The sequence below is a fragment of the Streptosporangium sp. 'caverna' genome (assembly GCF_003203775.1).
Taxonomy (GTDB): Bacteria; Actinomycetota; Actinomycetes; order Streptosporangiales; family Streptosporangiaceae; genus Streptosporangium; species Streptosporangium subroseum.
In genome coordinates, this window is the sequence record NZ_CP029711.1 from 5,089,660 (window position 1) to 5,106,146 (window position 16,487).

Here is a 16,487-nt window from a genome sequence, read left to right on the forward strand (position 1 = left end):
TGTCAAACTGGTTGGCATGCCGACCAGGACACAACGAGCCGATCGACGGACCGACGCGCTCTCGAAGGAGCGCATCGTCGAGGCCGCGATCGAACTCCTGGACGCCGGCGGCGAGAGCGCCCTGACCTTCCGCGCCCTCGCGGCGCACCTGGCCACCGGGAGCGGGGCGATCTACCACCATGTCGCCAACAAGGACGACCTGCTCGCCGCGGCCACCAACGACGTCATCGCCCGCGTCTTGACAGAGGCAGCCGATGACGCGGACCCGCGGGAGGCGATCCGGACCGTCGCCCTGGGTGTGTTCGACGCGATCGACGCGCACGCGTGGATGGGCGCCCTGCTCTCCCGCACGCCGTCGCTGGTCGCGATGCCGCAGATGTTCGAAGGCTTCGGCGGACAGCTCCAAGCACTCGGCGTCCCCGAACGGGCGCAGTTCGACTCCGCCTCCGCGCTCGTGAGCTACACCCTCGGCGTCGCCGGCCAGAACGCCGCGAACGCCCACCTTTTCCCGCACGACGTCACCGACCGAACGGCCTTCCTCGAACAGGCCGCCGCACGCTGGGCACAGCTCGACCCCGCCCGGTACCCGTTCGTGCACAAGATCGCGGCACAGCTACCCGAACACGACGACCGCGAACAGTTCCTCGCCGGCATCGACCTCATCCTGACCGGCATCGAAGCCCTGACACCGTGACCCCACCAGACCGCGACCGGCAGTCAGTGGCTCGTCGCACCCGCCGAGTAGCCACTGCTTCCGTTCTTTAGGTGTGGCGGTCGAACAAGCGACCTCACCAGTACCAAGGCCGTCGCCGCCTTCTGGGCGGCCTGACGCGCGAGCGGCCCCCGTCCTTGGACGGAGGCCGCTCACCGGCTGACGAACTCGCCTCTCGGGGCGGCCGTCACCCCTGCCCGGCGGCGGGCGCTACTCGCCGCCGGCTTCCACGATCATGAACTTGGCCGTGCCCACCGACATGTTCCCGGCCTTGTCGGTGGCCCGGTACGACAGGGTGTGCGCGCCGGGCTGGTTGACCGACAGCGGCTGCGTGTACGCCGCGAACGGCTGGCCGTCGAGCGAGTACTCCACGGTGTCCAGCCCGGAGCCGACGTCGCTCGCCGTCAGCTTCACCGTCGCCGAGCCGACGTAGTTCCAGGCCCAGTCCTGGGTGCCGGTGAGCGCGGCCGACACCTGCGGCAGCGTGGTGTCGTCCTCCGGAGCCACCACGGTGAACCTCAGCGTCGCCACCGGCGAGGTGTTCCCGGCCTTGTCGGTGGCCCGGTACGACAGGGTGTGCGCGCCCGCCCGGTTGACCGACACGGGGGACGGATACTCGGTGTAGGACCCGCCGTCGAGCGAGTACTCCACCGTGGCGACCCCCGACTCGGTGTCACTCACCGAGATCATCACGGTCGCCGAGCCGACGTAGTTGCCCGCCGAGTCCTGCTGCCCCGACAGCTGCGCCGAGACCTGCGGGGGGGTGGTGTCCCCCTCCTGCGAGGCCGCCACCGTGAACTCCACCGAGCCCACGGGCGAGGTGTTGCCCGCCTTGTCGGTGGCCCGGAAGGTCACCGTGTGCGCGCCGGGCTGGTTGACCGACAGCGGCTGCGTGTACGCCGCGAACGGCTGGCCGTCGAGCGAGTACTCCACGGTGTCGACCCCGGAGCCGGTGTCGCTCGCCGTGACCGTGACCGTCGCCGCGTCCACGTAGTCGCCGTCCGCGTCCTGGTCACCGGTCACCTTCCCGGTGACCTCGGGCGGAGTGGTGTCCTCCTCCTGCGGAGCCGCCACCGTGAACTTCACCGAGCCCACCGGCGAGGTGTTGCCCGCCTTGTCGGTGGCCCGGAAGGTCACCGTGTGCGCCCCCGCCTGGTTGACCGACAGCGGGGCCGAGTAGGCCGCGAACTCCCCGCCGTCGAGCGAGTACTCCACGGTGTTCACCCCGGACTCGGTGTCGCTCGCCGAGACCGTGACCGTCGCCGCGCCCACGTAGTTCCCGTCCGCGTCCTGGTCGCCCGCCACCTGCGCGGAGACCTGCGGTGCGGTCGTGTCCTCGCCCCCGCCTTCGGTGACGACGAGTTCGCCGACCATCTGGCCGTGACCGGGGATCACGCAGTGGTAGCGGTACTTGCCGGGGGTGAGGTTCACCTGGACGGTGTGCCGGCCGCCGTCGGCGTCGAAGGGGCTGGCGATGATGTTGACGCTGACGTCGTGGTTGTAGCCGGGGGTGGAGGTGTCGAACGTCAGCGTGTGCGTCATGCCGGTGGTGTTGCCGGTGGCCGCGCTGTTCTCGAAGACGATGGTGGCGGGACCCGCCGTCGCCGATTCCGGCGTCGACCTGTACGCGGTCATGCTGTCGCCGGCGGTCCAGGTGAGCACCTGGTCCGCCGCCTGCGCGGCGGTGAGCTGCGTACGGGGCTGCGCGGCGGCCTGGACCGACGACAGGAAGAGCGCGGGAAGCGCCACGGCGAGCAGCGCCACGGCCAGGCGCGGCGCCGTCACCGCTCCGGACGCCCGCCGTAAGGCTTTGATCACGAGGGAGGGGAGAGATCGGACATGCATGTGTCGATGCACCTTTCCGAGCTGGGGTGGAGTGCCGGGCACGGGGAACGCTCCCCGGCCCGGCACCCGGCCGGCGTACCGTCCTAGAGTTCGCGCACGCGGATGTTGCGGAAGTCGATCACGTCGTTGTTGCTGTGGTTCTGCAGCCCGATGAACCCGCTGATGAACTGGCGCAGGTCCGTGGGCGGGTCACCGGCGCGGGACGACGCCTTGCCCGGCGTGTTGTCGAACTCGCTGATCACCGTGCCGTTGCGGATGATCGTGTAGTGCTGACCGACCGCCCGGACCTCGTAGTCGTTCCACTGGCCCTTCGGGGTCACCCCGGCCCGGCTCAGGCCGTTGGACGAGAAGTTGTAGACGGAGCCCGTCTTCTGCGGCTCGCCCGTGTCGCCGTCGTAGATCTGGATCTCGTGGCCACAGAAGATCGCGACCCACGCGGGTGACGTGCGCGCCGAGCCGACCGTGCCGCAGCTTCCGGCGGGACGCTGCTCCAGCGGGGTCCTCGGGTCCGGGAACCGGACGAAGACACCGCTGTTGGCGCGATACGGGTCGGGTGAGCTGTCACGGAACTGCAGCCGGACCGAGAAGTCCGCGTACGCCTTGTCGGAGTACCACAGCATGCCCAGACCGCCGGAGCTGCGGATCGTGCCGTCCGGCTGGAGGGCGAACCGCCCGGACGGGGCCTGGCTCCAGCCCAGCAGCGACGACGCCGTGCCGTCGAAGATGGGCCGGTACCCGTTCACCCTCCCGACCTCCGACTTGGCGCCGGCGGTGCGCAGCGCCTCCGCCTCCTGAGCGGTGATGACGCCGTCCTTGAGGAGCTGCTTCACGACGGTGTCGAGGTGCTGGACGAACTGGTTGCGGTTCTTCCAGTCGCCCTCGTCGTCGATCAGGTCGTTGATCGTGCAGCCGCCGCCGGCCGCCTTGTTGCGCACGCCGGTGAAGGCGTCGAGCAGCTGCACCGTCGGCCGGGCGTCGGGCGCGGCGCATCCGACCGTGACAGCGATCTTCCCGGTGGCCTGCTCGCCGTCGGCGTAGGTGACCTTCAGCGTCGCCTCGAAGGTGCCGAAGCCGGCGTAGGTGTGCGTCGGGGCGGCCTCCTTCGACGGCGCGCTGCCGTCGCCGAAGTCCCACTCCCATGCCACGCCGCCGGCCTTGGCGCTGGAGAACGCCATCGTCCTGGGCTCGGCGTCCTGCCGGGCGGGACGCGCCACGGCGGCGTCCGGGTTCGGCGTCGCCGGGCCGCCCTTGTAGGTGACGCGGACCAGCTTCTGGTTCGCGTGCAGACTGAAGAAGCCGCTGCCGTAGTCGAGCATGTAGAGCGCGCCGTCGGGACCGAACTTCGCGTCCATCCACGACTGGAGCTGGTTGGCGCCGCCGCCGCCCGGGATGATGTTCCGCAGGTCCTCGGCGAACGCCGGCCGGCCCGCGTCCCGGGCGGTCTCCGGGTTCACGGTCACGGCGATGCGGTTGTTGCCGTTGGACTGGTCACCGATGAACCACTTGTCGTCCCAGTACTCCGGCCACGCGACCCCGCTGCCGGTGTCGGTCTGGGAGCGGTGGTAGGTCGGGCCCGACATGACCGCCTGGCCGCCGCCCTTGAGGTAGGGCATGGTGAAGGTCTCCTCGCCCTGCTTGTACGTCGGGAGACCGCTGCCGTCCTGCCGCTTCGGGTAGACCGGGCCGCCACCCTGCGGCGAGTACCAGATCATGTTGGCGCGCGCCGGCGGGATGTCGACGAGGCCGGTGTTGCGCGGCGAGGTGTTCTTCAGGTTGTCACAGTCGTACCACTCGGCGGGCTGGGTGGCGTCGCTGTTGCTGCGGTCGCGGTAGGGCTGCTTGTTGCCCATGCAGTACGGCCAGCCCTGGTTGCCGGCGGAGGTGAGAACCGTCAGGGTCTCGTACTTCGCCGGTCCCCATATCTCGCTCGGGCCGCCGGCGTCCGGACCGACCCAGCCGGCCGTGAGCCAGTCGTTCTCCTTGTCCCACTGCAGCCGCGCGATGTTGCGGACGCCCATCACCCAGATCTCCGCGCGGGTCTTGCCGCCGCCCTCCTCCTCGCCGGTGAACAGGTTGCCCTTGGGGATCGTGTAGGTGCCGTCGGGCTCCGGGTGGATACGGAGGATCTTGCCGTTGAGGTCGTTGGTGTTGCCGGCGGTACGGCGGGCGTCCTGGAACGAGGTGCCCTTGTAGTCCTGGGTCCAGTTGTTCCCGGAGTAACCGCCGGCCCCGCCGGAGGAGTTGCTGTCACCGGAGCCGACGTAGAGGTTGCCGTCCTCGTCGAAGGTCATGCCTCCGCCCGCGTGGCAGCAGCTGTGGATCTGGGTGTCCCACTGCAGGAGGTCCTTACGGCTGCTCTGGTCGATCGTCTGGGTCCGCGAGTCGTAGTCGAACCGGGAGACCGTCCGCTTGCCGATGCGCCGGTCCCGGTCGATCGACGCGTGCGGCATCCAGTACGCGTAGATCCAGCCGTTCTCCGCGAAGTCCGGGTCGAGGGTGATGCCGACCAGGCCCTCCTCGTTCTTGACCAGCTCGTCGCCGCTGCCGCGGTTGCCCATGACGGGCAGCGTGGTCAGCAGCTTGACCTGCTTGGTCCTCGGGTCCCACTGGTGGATGGTGCCGCAGCCGAGGCCCACCTTCGGGTCGGTCCAGGCGGCGATCGGGCCGGTGGCGCATGCCGCCTTGCCGATGTAGAACACCTTGCCGTTCGGCGCGATGGTCAGGCCGTGCGGCTCGCCGATCTGGTCGAGCTGGCCCTGCGCGTTCGGCGCGGTCAGCCGTTCCGTGGCGTAGTTGGCCGCGATGGTCGCCTGGCAGTCGCCCCGGACGATGCCGGTCGCCCACCGGATGGCGCCGGCGAGGTGCGTGCGGAACTGCTTGTCGTCGGTGTAGCTCGCCGCGGTGCCGCCCATGCCGGTGTAGAAGGACCGGCCGCCGTCGTAGTCACGGCACCAGGAGACCGGATGGAACGGGCCGTTGCCGTTCATGCTCGGGTTGTAGGTCCACTCCTCGACCTGCGCGATCGTGTGGACCTTGCCCACCGGATTGGGGTTCCAGCTCAGCCACTTGTCGGTCCGCGACAGGGTGAGCGGAAGTCCCTCGTTCGCCGGATGCCGGCGGTCGAGGATGTCCACGACGGCCTTCTGCTCCTTCGCCACGGGGGGAGGCGCGGAGTCGGGCCCGAACAGCCGCAGCTCGGCGAGCTGGGTCAGGGGCTCACCGCCGTTCGCGGTGACGTTGAGCCGGTAGTACTGGTACGCCGTGGTGTTCTCGAACTTGTATTCCTTGCTCTGGGCACGCTGGGCGAAGGTCTCCCCGCTGCGCTTGTCGAGATCCGTCCAGGTCGTCCCGTTCTGCGAGCCCTGGAGGGTCCAGTCCTTCGGGTCCCGGCCGGCGAAGTCGCCGGCCGACGTCAGCGCGTAGTGCGCCACCGCGACGGACTTCTCCAGCTTGCCCTGCACCCACCCGGTCCGCGCCCGGGCCAGCCACTTGGTGTCGTTGTCCCCGTCGAAAACCTTGTCCTTGGTCTCGTTCGGCGGGTTCTCCGCGCTCGCCGCGGTCTCCGTCACCTTCTCCGCGATGGGGAGGGCGCCGACGGGACGGGTGCCGATCAGTTCGGTGAACCAGGTCGAGTCCACCTGCGCGCGGGCGGCGTCGCGGATGCCGACGAACCCGCCGCCGCCCCTGATGTACGCCTGGAAGGCGGCGAGCTGCGACTCGTCCAGGTTCACGCCGTTGGCGGACAGGAACACCACGCCGCGGAACCGCGTCAGGTTGCCGGCGGTGAAGACCGCCGGGTCCTGGGCCTCCTCGACGGAGAACCCGTTCTTCTTGCTCAGTTCCCTGATCGCCGTCGCGGCCGCCCGCACCGGGTCGTCCTGCTGCGCGGCCTGACCGCTGAAGACCAGCACGTTGACGGCGGGCTTCTTGGCGGCCGGGGCGGGGGCCGGTGCCTGTAGGGCCTGTGCCTGGGCCGGCACGGCGGCCGGGGCCGCCAGTCCGAGTACCAGGACGGCACTCGACATCGTGATCAGTACGCGTCGCCAGGCGGGTGGTCTGGGGGGTGAGCCTGTTCGACCCATCATTGCTCCTTGGGATCGAGGATGGTTCGGGACCATGTGCGGACGAGCTCGGGGGTCGGCCGCGGTCCGGGGTGTCGACGTCTGCGTGGGGCCGTGCTCGTACGGCATGAGGCGACCGGATCCGGTCTCGGGGGGTGCCCGGGGCCGGGCCGGCCGTGCGCGGCCGTCAGTGGCCCGCGTGGTCACCACCCGCGTGGTCACCGCCCGAGTGACCGCCGCCCGGTTGACCCGGCACGTTCCCGTCCGCGTCCGTCACCGTGAAGATGCCGGCCATCCCCATGTCGGAGTGGCTCTGGACGTGGCAGTGGTACATCCACGCCCCCGGGCCGACGCGCTCCCCCGCGATCAGCTGGAAGCCGAACGACTCGGCGGGCCCGGTGATCTTGGTGTCGATGATCCGGCTCGGGTCCTCGAGGCTCTCCAGCATGCCGGTGCGGTTGTCGGCCCAGCGGTGCCCGTGGATGTGGAACGTGTGGTAGAGCTCGCCGTGGGTGATCACGATCCACTCCACCCGCTCGCCGACCTTGGCGACGAACTCCGGCGCGTGGTGCGCGGGGTGATTGTTGATCGTCATGTCGTTGAAGACGACGGTGAACGTCTTGTCCGGTCTGATGTCCTTTTTCCGCCGGACCACCAGCGGGCCGTACAGCCCCTGCCGGATGCCGCCCGTGCCGTGATCGGTCCCCACCACGTGGTCGTGGTAGTGCCAGTAGCCCGCGCTGCCGGGCTCGATGCCAGCGCCGCTCCCGCGCCTGCCCTGCGCGTGGGTGCGCCAGATGTAGGTGCGCCGGCCCCCGGGCTCGACCACGCTGTCGTTCAGTCTCGTACCGTCGCTGGCCACGTCGTAGTCCACCCCGTGGACGTGCAGGCTCGCCGTCACGTCCAGGTTGTTGACCATCTCGATCTCAAGCGTGTCGCCCTCGACCATCTCGATGAGCGGCCCGGGAATCGTGGCCTTTCCGGGCTCCAGGCCGTAGCCCAGCCGGCCGTCCTCCAGTCGCTCGGCGTACAGGATGATGCGGCGGACCGCGCCCATGGTCGTGCCGGCCGTACCGGCCTGGGTCGATGCCGCGGTCTGACTCGCTGTGACCAATGGTGCCAACGCGGCAGCCGCCGCGGTCGTGGTGAAGGCACGCCGGGAGAGCAGGCTTTTCGCCATGCCTCTGCCTACCTCGGTCATGGTTCCCCAATCGGTGACGCTTGCGTGAGGGTGACTTACGGGTGCTCGGGACATTGCTTCGCGCGCGACGTCGGTCTAGGCCGGACCGGTCGCGTCGTGATCGGTGATGCTGTAGGGGGTAGTGAGATCGACTTTCGATGGAAGTACGCGTCATTTTCGGCGAAATGTCAAGAAGTAGCGTTGGAAGAGTCAGAACTTCTGTTCATATCTGGTCAAAGGTGGATGCGGCTGTTACGGTAACTCCAAGATCGAACTTCCCCGCATCCGCCACCTCCGCGCCCCGCCCCATAACCCCTGTCGCCCCTCCCGGCGATCCACATGGTGAACCCACATGGTGAATCCGCCCATGCCCGCACCGACTCGGCCACACGCCGCCATGCTGCTGACGGCCCGTCACTGCCTGTACCGACCATCGACTCGCCCCCCGGCCACCTGGCGCGCTTACCGGCTGCGACCCATGCGCCCTGGGGCGGATAGCGTGGGGATGCCGAGGATCCGCAGGAGCCGAACGCAGCGCCCAGCCGCCCCGATCCCGTTGTGCGGCGATTCAAGGCTTATGTCGAAGATCATGCAAAAGATGCCGGGGATCGCGCCGGAAGTGGCCTCGGGCGGATCCCCGGAGATCGGGTGCAGGCTGCAGCACCTGGAGGAACAAGCACGCCGCCGACGAGGGCAAACGTTGCCTGCTGCGGCACTGACTGGACCAGCCGGTCGCGGCCGTGACGAGCTGATCGGCGAGGCGATCGGCTTCGGCCGGATCGAGCTCGTGAGCGATGAGCCGACGGACCGCCATCGCCTTCAGCTCATCCAGTGGCAGGGTCGGGTCGGCCTTCCCGGCATGCTCGGCGCGGATCTGCAGGTCTGCCGGCCGGACTTCGACGTGATCGCTCTCGTAGCGCGGGACGGTACCTACGACGGCGGCCGGCGCGGGCGATGAGATGTATGCGAATCGCGCACCTTGCGATCCAAGGGATGGGCCCGGGCATGAAACATGAAGGTTGCTAAGACAGGTGATGACCTTGGAGGCTCTCCTCAACGACGCGTACGACCTTCCAGGAGTGCCCTGTGATCATCGAGGATCTGTCCGAGCCGGAACTCGCCCTCTGGGAGGCGTTTCCCACAGCGCGTCCTGTGGATCTTCCCGGCACCCCCGTTCGGGCTGCGATCATCGCAAGGATGTTGCTCGGCGCCCGGGAACGCCTCGCAGGGCAGACGCCCGGCATGCACCTGTCCGGCGCCCGGATCGAGGGCCGATTGGACCTGTCGTACGCCGAGGTACAACACCCTCTGATCTTGACCAAGTGCGAGTTCGAGGAAACGCCGGTCCTCACCGGAGCCCGCACCGGCCTGGTGGACCTCGCGGCCTCCCGGGCACCCGGACTGCAGGCCGTGGACGCTGTGATCGGCGGGGCACTGCGCCTGGAAGGCTGCGAGATGGCCGGCCCGATCCAGCTCGCCGGGGCCCACGTGTCCGGGACGCTGAATCTCAGCGGCGCAGCGATCCACGCACTTCAGGCCGTCCATGCCGACGGCCTGATTGTCGACCGTGATCTTCTGTGCGCGAACGCCGTCATCGACGGTGAGTTACGCGTTGTTGGCGCCAGGATCGGCGGGACGATGACCCTCGATGGCGCACGGGTCGGGCGGTCAGGCGGCTTCAGCCTCACCGCCGAGGGGGTCGTCATCGACGGCGGGTTGTCGTGTGCCCGCGGTTTCCGCTCCTGGGGGGAGCTGAGCGTGCAGGACGCCCGGATAGGGCGCCGGTGCGTCTTCAGCGGAGCCCAGCTGTCCAACCCGGACGGCATCGCCCTGAACGCGGAGAGACTCGGTGTCGAGGGCGGGCTGCGCATCGATGACGGCTTCTCGGCCGAAGGTGAGGTCCTTCTGCGCGGAGCCCGCGTGGCTGGTTCGCTCCGTTTCGCGCAGGCGAGTCTCGCCAATCCGGGAAGACGCGCGCTGAACGCGCCGCTGATGGAGATCGGCAGCGGACTGCGGCTCACACCAGGTTTTGTGGCGAACGGAGAGGTCTTTCTGGACTCCACCCAGGTCCGCGGATCGGTCAACCTCGACGGCGGGACGTTGTCCAACCCGGGTGCGACGGCGCTTTCCCTGCGTCGACTGGGGGTCACCGGCAGGCTCAGCTGCAGCGAAGGCTTCCGTGCCGACGGGGAGATCGTGCTCATCAACGCCCGAATCGAGGGCAGCTTGGAGTTTCACGGTGCCGCCCTCAGTAACCCCGGCGGGCGGGCTCTGTCCCTGTGGGAGGTGATCGCGGGCGGGGGCATCGACTGCTGCGAAGGCTTCGCGGCCACGGGAGACGTCTCGATCAGGAACTCCCGGATCGCCGCCACACTGTGCCTTGCGGAGACCACCATCGACGGTGACCTTCACCTTCGTGGTGTAGAAGCGGCTTCGCTGAAGATCGGGCCCCAGACGGAACTGCTGCGGGCCGTCGACCTTCGCCACAGTCGGGTCGGCGTACTCGATGACGCTCCCAGCCGGTGGCCTGCTCACGTCCTGATGAACGGCTTCACCTATGACAGCCTGGAGGCTCCCCTGCCTGTCCAGGAGCGACTTGACTGGCTGGCCAGGGAGGACTACCAACCTCAACCCTATGAGCAATTGGCCGCCGTCTACCGCCGGCAGGGCCACGATGAGGCTGCTCGGGACGTGCTGCTGGCCAAACAGCGTCGCCGCCGCTCGGGGCGGCGGCTCGGGGCACGACTGTGGGGATATGTGCAGGACTGGACCGTCGGGTACGGCTACCGACCCTTCCGCGCTGCACTCTGGCTCGCAGCCCTTCTCCTTATCGGCACGGTCGTTTTCACCGCTCACCAGCCACCGCCCTTCAAGCCAGGCGAGGCTCCCCCCTTCAACGCCTTCCTCTACACCCTGGACCTGCTCCTCCCGATCATCAGCTTCGGACAGGAGAGCGCCTTCGGCCCGCGCGGCGCACAACAGTGGCTCGCCGCGGCGATGATCACAGCAGGGTGGACCCTCGCAACGACCATCCTGGCAGGCCTCACTCGCGCACTATCCCGCCAATAACGCGACCAGAAGCGGCCACCTTGACGCCCTCTCAGCAGCCACTGACAGGGTGATCTATCTGGGAGCTGGGGCCACGGTCAGCAGAGCACCCCCGTCTCTGTCGTCACCCAGAGTCACTTTGCCCCGGGTGACGCGGACCCGAGTGGGAGGCCCTGAAGGCCCAGAGTTCACGCGAACCGAAGGTTCTTCAGCGGGAACTCACGTGGGTTCGGCATCTCAAGGCCTGTTTGCCTCGTGGGTTCAGCGCATTGAACGTCGCTAAGAGGGTGTCTGCGTCAGTACTGGCTTTGATCCTTTCGTGCATGGGCCGGAGCTGGGATACCAAGATCAGTCCTTGATCTTGCCGGGATAGCCTGGCTTCCGGCGTCGGCCCGCCCCCCGGGGGGCGGTCGAACCTCGTCGGTGACCATCCGGCTGGCCGGTCGTCGGACAACGTGTCGGCTATGTCAATCGGTCGTGCTGGCGTGCACGGCGATGATTCGCCAGCCGTGCGTCTCGCCGTATAGCCAAGTACGGGTGTAGCGCATCCTGGCCGCGAACGGCGCACCGGAGACGGTCCCTTCGACGGTGCCGAGAAACCACGTCACCCCGGTGCGCCCATCGGCGAGCACGGTCAACTCCTCCTCGGCCACTCTCGTCACCACCTGCGTCCGAGTGCGGTGCAGCTCCAGATCGTCCGCCTTGGTCGCAACGTTCGCACCGAAGGTAAAGATCAGCCGATCATCCAGCAGCCGATCCAGCGCCTCGACATCTCCAGCGAGCTGCGCGGCCTGGAGTCGGCGCTCGGCGTCCCGCAAGTCCTCCATCATGAGATCCACCCTCCCAGCCAGCGCCGTATCCGCGCCAGGACGTTCACGCTCGGCTGATCTTTGCAGTCCGATCCAGGGACTCCGATCGTCGGTGAGTGGGTGTCGGGTTTAGAAGGCTTCCCGACAGGCCGTTGAAGTGGTGCGCCGGTGGTTCGGGCGTTTCCGCGGCGGTCTGCAGGAGGCGGCGGGCGGCGTTGGCGTAGCGGAGGGCGGCCTTGTCGTTGATGCCGGACACGGCAACCAGATGCAGGGGGTCGGGGCCGCGGGTCAGAGCCTCTTCGAGTTGGCGGTCGATGCGAAGGCGCTCCAGGCCGGCGGTCAGGCCCCGGACGGCGTTGGTGACCCAGAGCTTGCCGACTGGGGAGGTCTCCATCGCGGTGTGCTGAGTGAGCTGATTCAGGTGGGCACCAACGAGATCCTGCTGGACGACTCCACGCGCCTTGCCGCGCATGCGAGGTCGGTCGGAGTGGACGTCATCCCGGACATCACCGCCGACGTGCCGCACGTGTTCCAGGCGTTCGCCGGCATCCTGGACGAGGCAGACGAGGCACTGGACCGCGCGGCCCTCTTCCTCACCCAGCGCATTGACGCTGGGTGCACGGCGAACACGTCGGCGTAGTAGGACCCGCCTCGGCCCCCACGCCGGCTGCTGCCTTCGCCTCGGGCCTTGCTCGCCATCGCCTTCCAGGTTGTCGACCCGAGGCGCCTTCCTCGAAACGCCTGCCGACCCCGAGGCCCCTGGCGCAGGCCAACACCTGCCACAGCCGCGACGTAGTCCCTAGGGGTCCAGCCGGTGGCTGCTTCCGGACCACCCCCGATACGGCCGCATGACCTGCGGCACGGCGCCGCGCTCTCAGCGCTCGCCGCGCAAAGTATTTTCAAGAGAAAGGATCGTCGTTACGCTCGCCCCCATGAAGATCATGCACCCCCCACGATGGCTGGCGGCCGTGGTACTCACCGCAGGCTTATCCATCCCCGCTCCGGCCTACGCTCATGACAAGGCACCACGCCCCTCCGACACCTTCCTGCGCGACCTCAACCTCGACCGCGCCACCGTCCTCGACATGCAGAGCGCCATGGATCGCAGGCGCTTCGACTCGGTGTCGCTCACCCGGTTCTACCTCGACCGCATCCGCACGGTGGACCCGATGCTGCACGCGGTCATCCAGACCAACCCCACGGCGCTGAAGGAGGCCGAGCGCAGCGACCAGCGCAGGCGGCACGGCGCGCGCAGCGCTCTGGAGGGCATCCCGGTCCTGCTGAAGGACAACATCGACACCACCGGGCCACTCCGTACGACCGCCGGCTCGGAGGCGTTGCTCGGCTCCCGGCCCGCCCGCGACGCGTTCCTGGTCCAGCGGCTGCGCGACGCGGGTGCGGTAATCCTCGGCAAGGCCAATCTCTCCGAATGGGCGAACTTCCGCTCCGGTCCCTCCTCCAGCGGATGGAGCGCGGTCGGCGGCCAGACCAACAACCCCTACGTCCTGGACCGCAACCCCTGCGGTTCGAGCAGCGGCTCGGCCGTCGCCGCCGCCGCGAGCCTGGCTGCGGTGACCATCGGCACCGAGACCGACGGCTCCATCGTCTGCCCCGCCGGCGCCAACGGCGTCGTCGGCATCAAGCCCACCCTCGGCCTGGTCAGCCGCTCCGGAGTGGTCCCGATCTCGGCGCAGCAGGACACCGCCGGCCCGATCACCAGGAACGTCACCGACGCCGCCGCCGTACTCTCGGCCATCCAGGGCGTGGACCCGCGCGACCCCGCGACCGTGCCCGGCGGCAACCGCGACTACCTCAAGGCGCTGAAGCCGGGCGCGCTGGCCGGCAAACGCATCGGCGTGTGGCGCTCGGTCGCGGGAGACAACCAGGACGTGCTGGCCACCCTGGACGCCACCGTCGCCACGCTGCGGGCCAAAGGCGCGACCGTGGTCGACAACCTCGAATTGGAGGGGATGGACCAGGCCGGCGAACCCGAGTTCACGGCCCTGCTGACCGAGTTCAAGCACGACCTGAACGCCTACCTGGCCGCCACTCCGGGACGGCACCCGCGCGACCTGGCCGGGCTGATCGAGTTCAACCGGCGGCACGCCTCGACCGAGCTGCGCTACTTCGGTCAGGAGCTGTTCGAGCAGGCGCAGGCGACCACCGGCGACCTCAACGACCCCGAATACCGCGCGCTCAGGAAGAAGGCGACCACACTCGCCCGGCAGGCGATCGACTCCGCGGTGTCCGCGAACCGGCTCGACGCGGTGCTCGCCCCGACCAACAACGGCGCCTGGGTTACCGATCTGGTCAAGGGCGACGACTTCACCGGATTCGTGTCCTCATCCGCGGCCTCGGCCATCTCCGGCTACCCGGCGATCACCGTCCCCGCCGGCTATGCCAGGAACGTCCTGCCGCTCGGCGTCACCTTCTTCGGTACCCGCTTCTCCGAACCGACCCTGATCGCCCTCGGATACGCGTTCGAGCAGGCAGCCAAGGTACGCAAGCCGCCGACGTACCTGCCGACGCTGCCCTGACCCGAGGGCCTCGCCTGCTGTGAGGCCCCTCGTCCTCTGTGAATGTGCGAGCGAGCCCTCCAACGGCACGCTCGTCTGGGCGTTCCGGCGGGCGCCGCGGCATCGTGCCGCCCGCCGGGACGTAGTCACTTCACCCATTCGCGGTGGGTGACGACAATTGCTCGCCGTCCTCACCCATCAAGCCGGGAGGGCTCGGCTCTCGACATCTCCGACGCCCTCACACGGGCCCTGGACGCCCATGCGGACATCTGCACCGACGTCAACGTGCGAGATCCGCAAACCGTTCGAGGTGACGAAGACCTCCCACGCCCGCCAGACCGCAGGCCAGGAGCGAAATGGCCGTCTGGAGCAGGTGCGACCGTGGTTCGGCTGGCCGCTGTGGGACATGGAACCCGCCGACGCCGACGTGTACTTCGGGAAGGTGCTGCGCATCACCGCGAAGGGCACCCGTTTGTCGCGGGCGCAGGCGCTGAAGACGTTGTTCCTGTTCCTGGACCTTTTCTGCACTTGTCAAGATCGCGTCGGATGCAGATGAGCTGCTCTTGGCGTAGCTGACGCCAGCGACCGCTCAGCCGGAACAAACATACGGTTGGATATCGGGATGGAATTGACGAAGGTTTTCACTCTGGAACAGTTCGAGCAGGGTCTGGAGTCCTGGCGTTGGATCGGGCTTGCGGGCAAGGTTCCCGTGCTCGCATCCCTGTTCGGGGATGTGATCTTCCGGGCGGAGGACGGCTTCTGGTGGCTTGACGCGGTGGAAGGCAGCCTCACTCAGCCGTGGGAAGACGCCGATGCGGTGCGGGCCGAATTGAATACCGTGGATGGTCGGGAGAGATATCTGCTGGCGAGTCTGGCGGAGGCAGCCGGGCAGCGGGGCCTGGGCTTGGCAGCCGAACAGGTATACGACTTCAAACATTCACCTGTTCTTGGAGGAGAGGTGAGCCTGAACAACCTGGGCGTGATTGACTTCGTGGTCGGACTGAACATCGCCGGCCAAATCCACGAGCAAGTGCGTGATCTGCCTCCCGGCACCCCCATTTCCGGGATCACGATTAGCTGAGATCGCCGCTGTGGTGATCACGGCTCGAGGGTAGGGTCGTGCCGTGACTGGGCGGAAGGGCCGATGGCCGAAGATTGACCAGGACACCGGCATCGAGGACACCGCACTCCTCATCTTGGAATGGCTGGCTGAGCGGGGCGTGAACGCCATGATCAGAGTTGACGCCGAGAGAGTGGCCGAAAGCAGCCCTGTGTGGACCTTTGCCGCCAGCGGCGGACCACTGGAAAAGGGGATGCGGGCCGACGGAGCCAGCGCCGCGGTGTGCCTATCTCTGGCGGTGGCCAAGCTGCGAGAGATAGGCGTGGACGTGCCGTATTGACCTGATCGCGGTCACATGCCTTCGCGTCTGTGCGCGGCCGGATCCACGTCGCTGTCCGCACTGCGGCCGAGCGCCGCCGCACCGCCTACCAGACCACTGAGGCGACCATCACGATCGGCATCAGCGGGCTCGATGCCGCCGCCCGCATCGGTCGGCTGCGCGCCGTGCTCGGCCCTCTCGCGGCCAAGCACTGCTGGGACTTCTCCGAGGGGCTCCAACGTCACTTAGGCCAGGGCGGGACTCTCTGATCAAGAAGGGACTCGTCGCGTACACAGTGCCGCGCTTGGCCGGCGGGCTTCAGCAGCCGCCGACCAAGCGATCGACGAGGGGTTTCAGTCGAGGGACAGCCCTTCGGCCGGAATCACCCGGGCGGCTCGGCGTGCCGGGAGAACTGCGGCGAGGAGTCCGGCCAAGGCGGCGATGAGGACGACGACGCCGAGTGATAGCCAGGGGACTCGCATGGTGGCGTCGCGGAGAGCCCGTGTCACGAACGTCTCGTAGCCGACCCAGGCGAACCCGACGCCGATCACAGTGCCGAGCACGGTGGCCACCACGGACAGCAGCACAGCCTCGGTCGCCAGCATCCGCCGTAGCTGCCTGCGGGTAAGCCCGAGCGCGCGCAGCATCGCGTGTTCGCGGGCGCGTTCGAGTACGGAGAGCCCCAGGGTGTTCGCGATCCCGATCAGGGCGATCACCACGGCGACGCCGATGAGACCGAGCGCCGACCAGGTGAGGATTCCCAGCTGTTGGTCCAGCGACTCCCAGGTCCGCAGCCCGTTGTCGATCGTCGCGCCAACCGGATCCGCCAGAACGTCCAGGTCACCGCCGAGTTGAGCCGGGTCGGCACCGGGAGATGCGCGGATCCAGATGGCATGCGGCTCCAGATGACGACGAACCTTGTGCACAACGCCATCGT

15 protein-coding genes are annotated in these 16,487 nt (G+C 68.4%); 8 read left to right on the forward strand and 7 right to left on the reverse strand.

Translation table 11 applies throughout. From position 1 onward, the window contains the following. Positions 1-16: 16 nt before the first annotated feature. Positions 17-694, forward strand: coding sequence for a TetR/AcrR family transcriptional regulator (locus tag DKM19_RS22525; protein ID WP_204358950.1), 678 nt, complete (start codon positions 17-19; stop codon positions 692-694). 228 nt (positions 695-922) lie between these two features. On the opposite strand, the gene DKM19_RS22530 is transcribed toward DKM19_RS22525, so the two are convergent. From DKM19_RS22530 to DKM19_RS22540, 3 genes are all read right to left on the reverse strand, one after another. Beyond that, complete coding sequence (locus tag DKM19_RS22530) at positions 923-2,557, reverse strand: chitobiase/beta-hexosaminidase C-terminal domain-containing protein (protein WP_110705893.1); 1,635 nt, start codon at positions 2,555-2,557, stop codon at positions 923-925. A gap of 83 nt (positions 2,558-2,640) precedes the next feature. Beyond that, complete coding sequence (locus DKM19_RS22535) at positions 2,641-6,582, reverse strand: ThuA domain-containing protein (RefSeq protein WP_204358951.1); 3,942 nt, start codon at positions 6,580-6,582, stop codon at positions 2,641-2,643. A 223-nt stretch (positions 6,583-6,805) separates the two neighbouring features. Continuing rightward, complete coding sequence (locus DKM19_RS22540; protein ID WP_110698098.1) at positions 6,806-7,819, reverse strand: multicopper oxidase domain-containing protein; 1,014 nt, start codon at positions 7,817-7,819, stop codon at positions 6,806-6,808. A gap of 556 nt (positions 7,820-8,375) precedes the next feature. Here DKM19_RS22540 and DKM19_RS22545 point away from each other — a divergent pair. After that, positions 8,376-8,756 (forward strand): hypothetical protein, encoded by a 381-nt coding sequence (locus DKM19_RS22545; RefSeq protein WP_110698100.1) that lies wholly within the window; start codon positions 8,376-8,378, stop codon positions 8,754-8,756. Positions 8,757-8,884: 128 nt separating this feature from the next. After that, positions 8,885-10,867: a hypothetical protein gene (locus DKM19_RS22550; RefSeq protein WP_110698102.1), complete on the forward strand. Its 1,983-nt coding sequence runs from the start codon at positions 8,885-8,887 to the stop codon at positions 10,865-10,867. A 446-nt stretch (positions 10,868-11,313) separates the two neighbouring features. On the opposite strand, the gene DKM19_RS22555 is transcribed toward DKM19_RS22550, so the two are convergent. Together DKM19_RS22555 and DKM19_RS22560 are read right to left on the reverse strand one after the other, a co-directional pair. Next, positions 11,314-11,676 (reverse strand): nuclear transport factor 2 family protein, encoded by a 363-nt coding sequence (locus DKM19_RS22555; RefSeq protein ID WP_066367953.1) that lies wholly within the window; start codon positions 11,674-11,676, stop codon positions 11,314-11,316. Positions 11,677-11,719: 43 nt separating this feature from the next. Continuing rightward, positions 11,720-12,049: a hypothetical protein gene (locus tag DKM19_RS22560; protein ID WP_110698105.1), complete on the reverse strand. Its 330-nt coding sequence runs from the start codon at positions 12,047-12,049 to the stop codon at positions 11,720-11,722. A 6-nt stretch (positions 12,050-12,055) separates the two neighbouring features. On the opposite strand from DKM19_RS22560, the gene DKM19_RS22565 reads away from it, so the two are divergent. From DKM19_RS22565 to DKM19_RS22590, 5 genes are all read left to right on the forward strand, one after another. After that, the gene (locus DKM19_RS22565) at positions 12,056-12,295 is read left to right on the forward strand and encodes an alpha/beta hydrolase (RefSeq protein WP_204358952.1); all 240 of its coding nucleotides are present in this window, start codon (positions 12,056-12,058) and stop codon (positions 12,293-12,295) included. 301 nt (positions 12,296-12,596) lie between these two features. Next, positions 12,597-14,192, forward strand: a complete 1,596-nt coding sequence (locus tag DKM19_RS22575) for an amidase (RefSeq protein ID WP_110698107.1) — start codon at positions 12,597-12,599, stop codon at positions 14,190-14,192. A 289-nt stretch (positions 14,193-14,481) separates the two neighbouring features. After that, complete coding sequence (locus DKM19_RS22580) at positions 14,482-14,727, forward strand: hypothetical protein (RefSeq protein WP_204358953.1); 246 nt, start codon at positions 14,482-14,484, stop codon at positions 14,725-14,727. Between the two features lie 66 nt (positions 14,728-14,793). Further along, positions 14,794-15,252: a T6SS immunity protein Tdi1 domain-containing protein gene (locus DKM19_RS22585; protein WP_110698110.1), complete on the forward strand. Its 459-nt coding sequence runs from the start codon at positions 14,794-14,796 to the stop codon at positions 15,250-15,252. Between the two features lie 43 nt (positions 15,253-15,295). After that, positions 15,296-15,571: a hypothetical protein gene (locus DKM19_RS22590; protein WP_110698111.1), complete on the forward strand. Its 276-nt coding sequence runs from the start codon at positions 15,296-15,298 to the stop codon at positions 15,569-15,571. A gap of 11 nt (positions 15,572-15,582) precedes the next feature. Here the strand turns inward: DKM19_RS22590 and DKM19_RS49655 are convergent, their stop codons facing one another. Continuing rightward, on the reverse strand, positions 15,583-15,762 hold the full coding sequence (locus tag DKM19_RS49655; RefSeq protein ID WP_162641681.1) for a hypothetical protein: 180 nt from the start codon (positions 15,760-15,762) through the stop codon (positions 15,583-15,585). Between the two features lie 141 nt (positions 15,763-15,903). Then, positions 15,904-16,476, reverse strand: coding sequence for an ABC transporter permease (locus DKM19_RS52765; protein WP_305000319.1), 573 nt, complete (start codon positions 16,474-16,476; stop codon positions 15,904-15,906). Between the last annotated feature and the right edge of the window lie 11 nt (positions 16,477-16,487).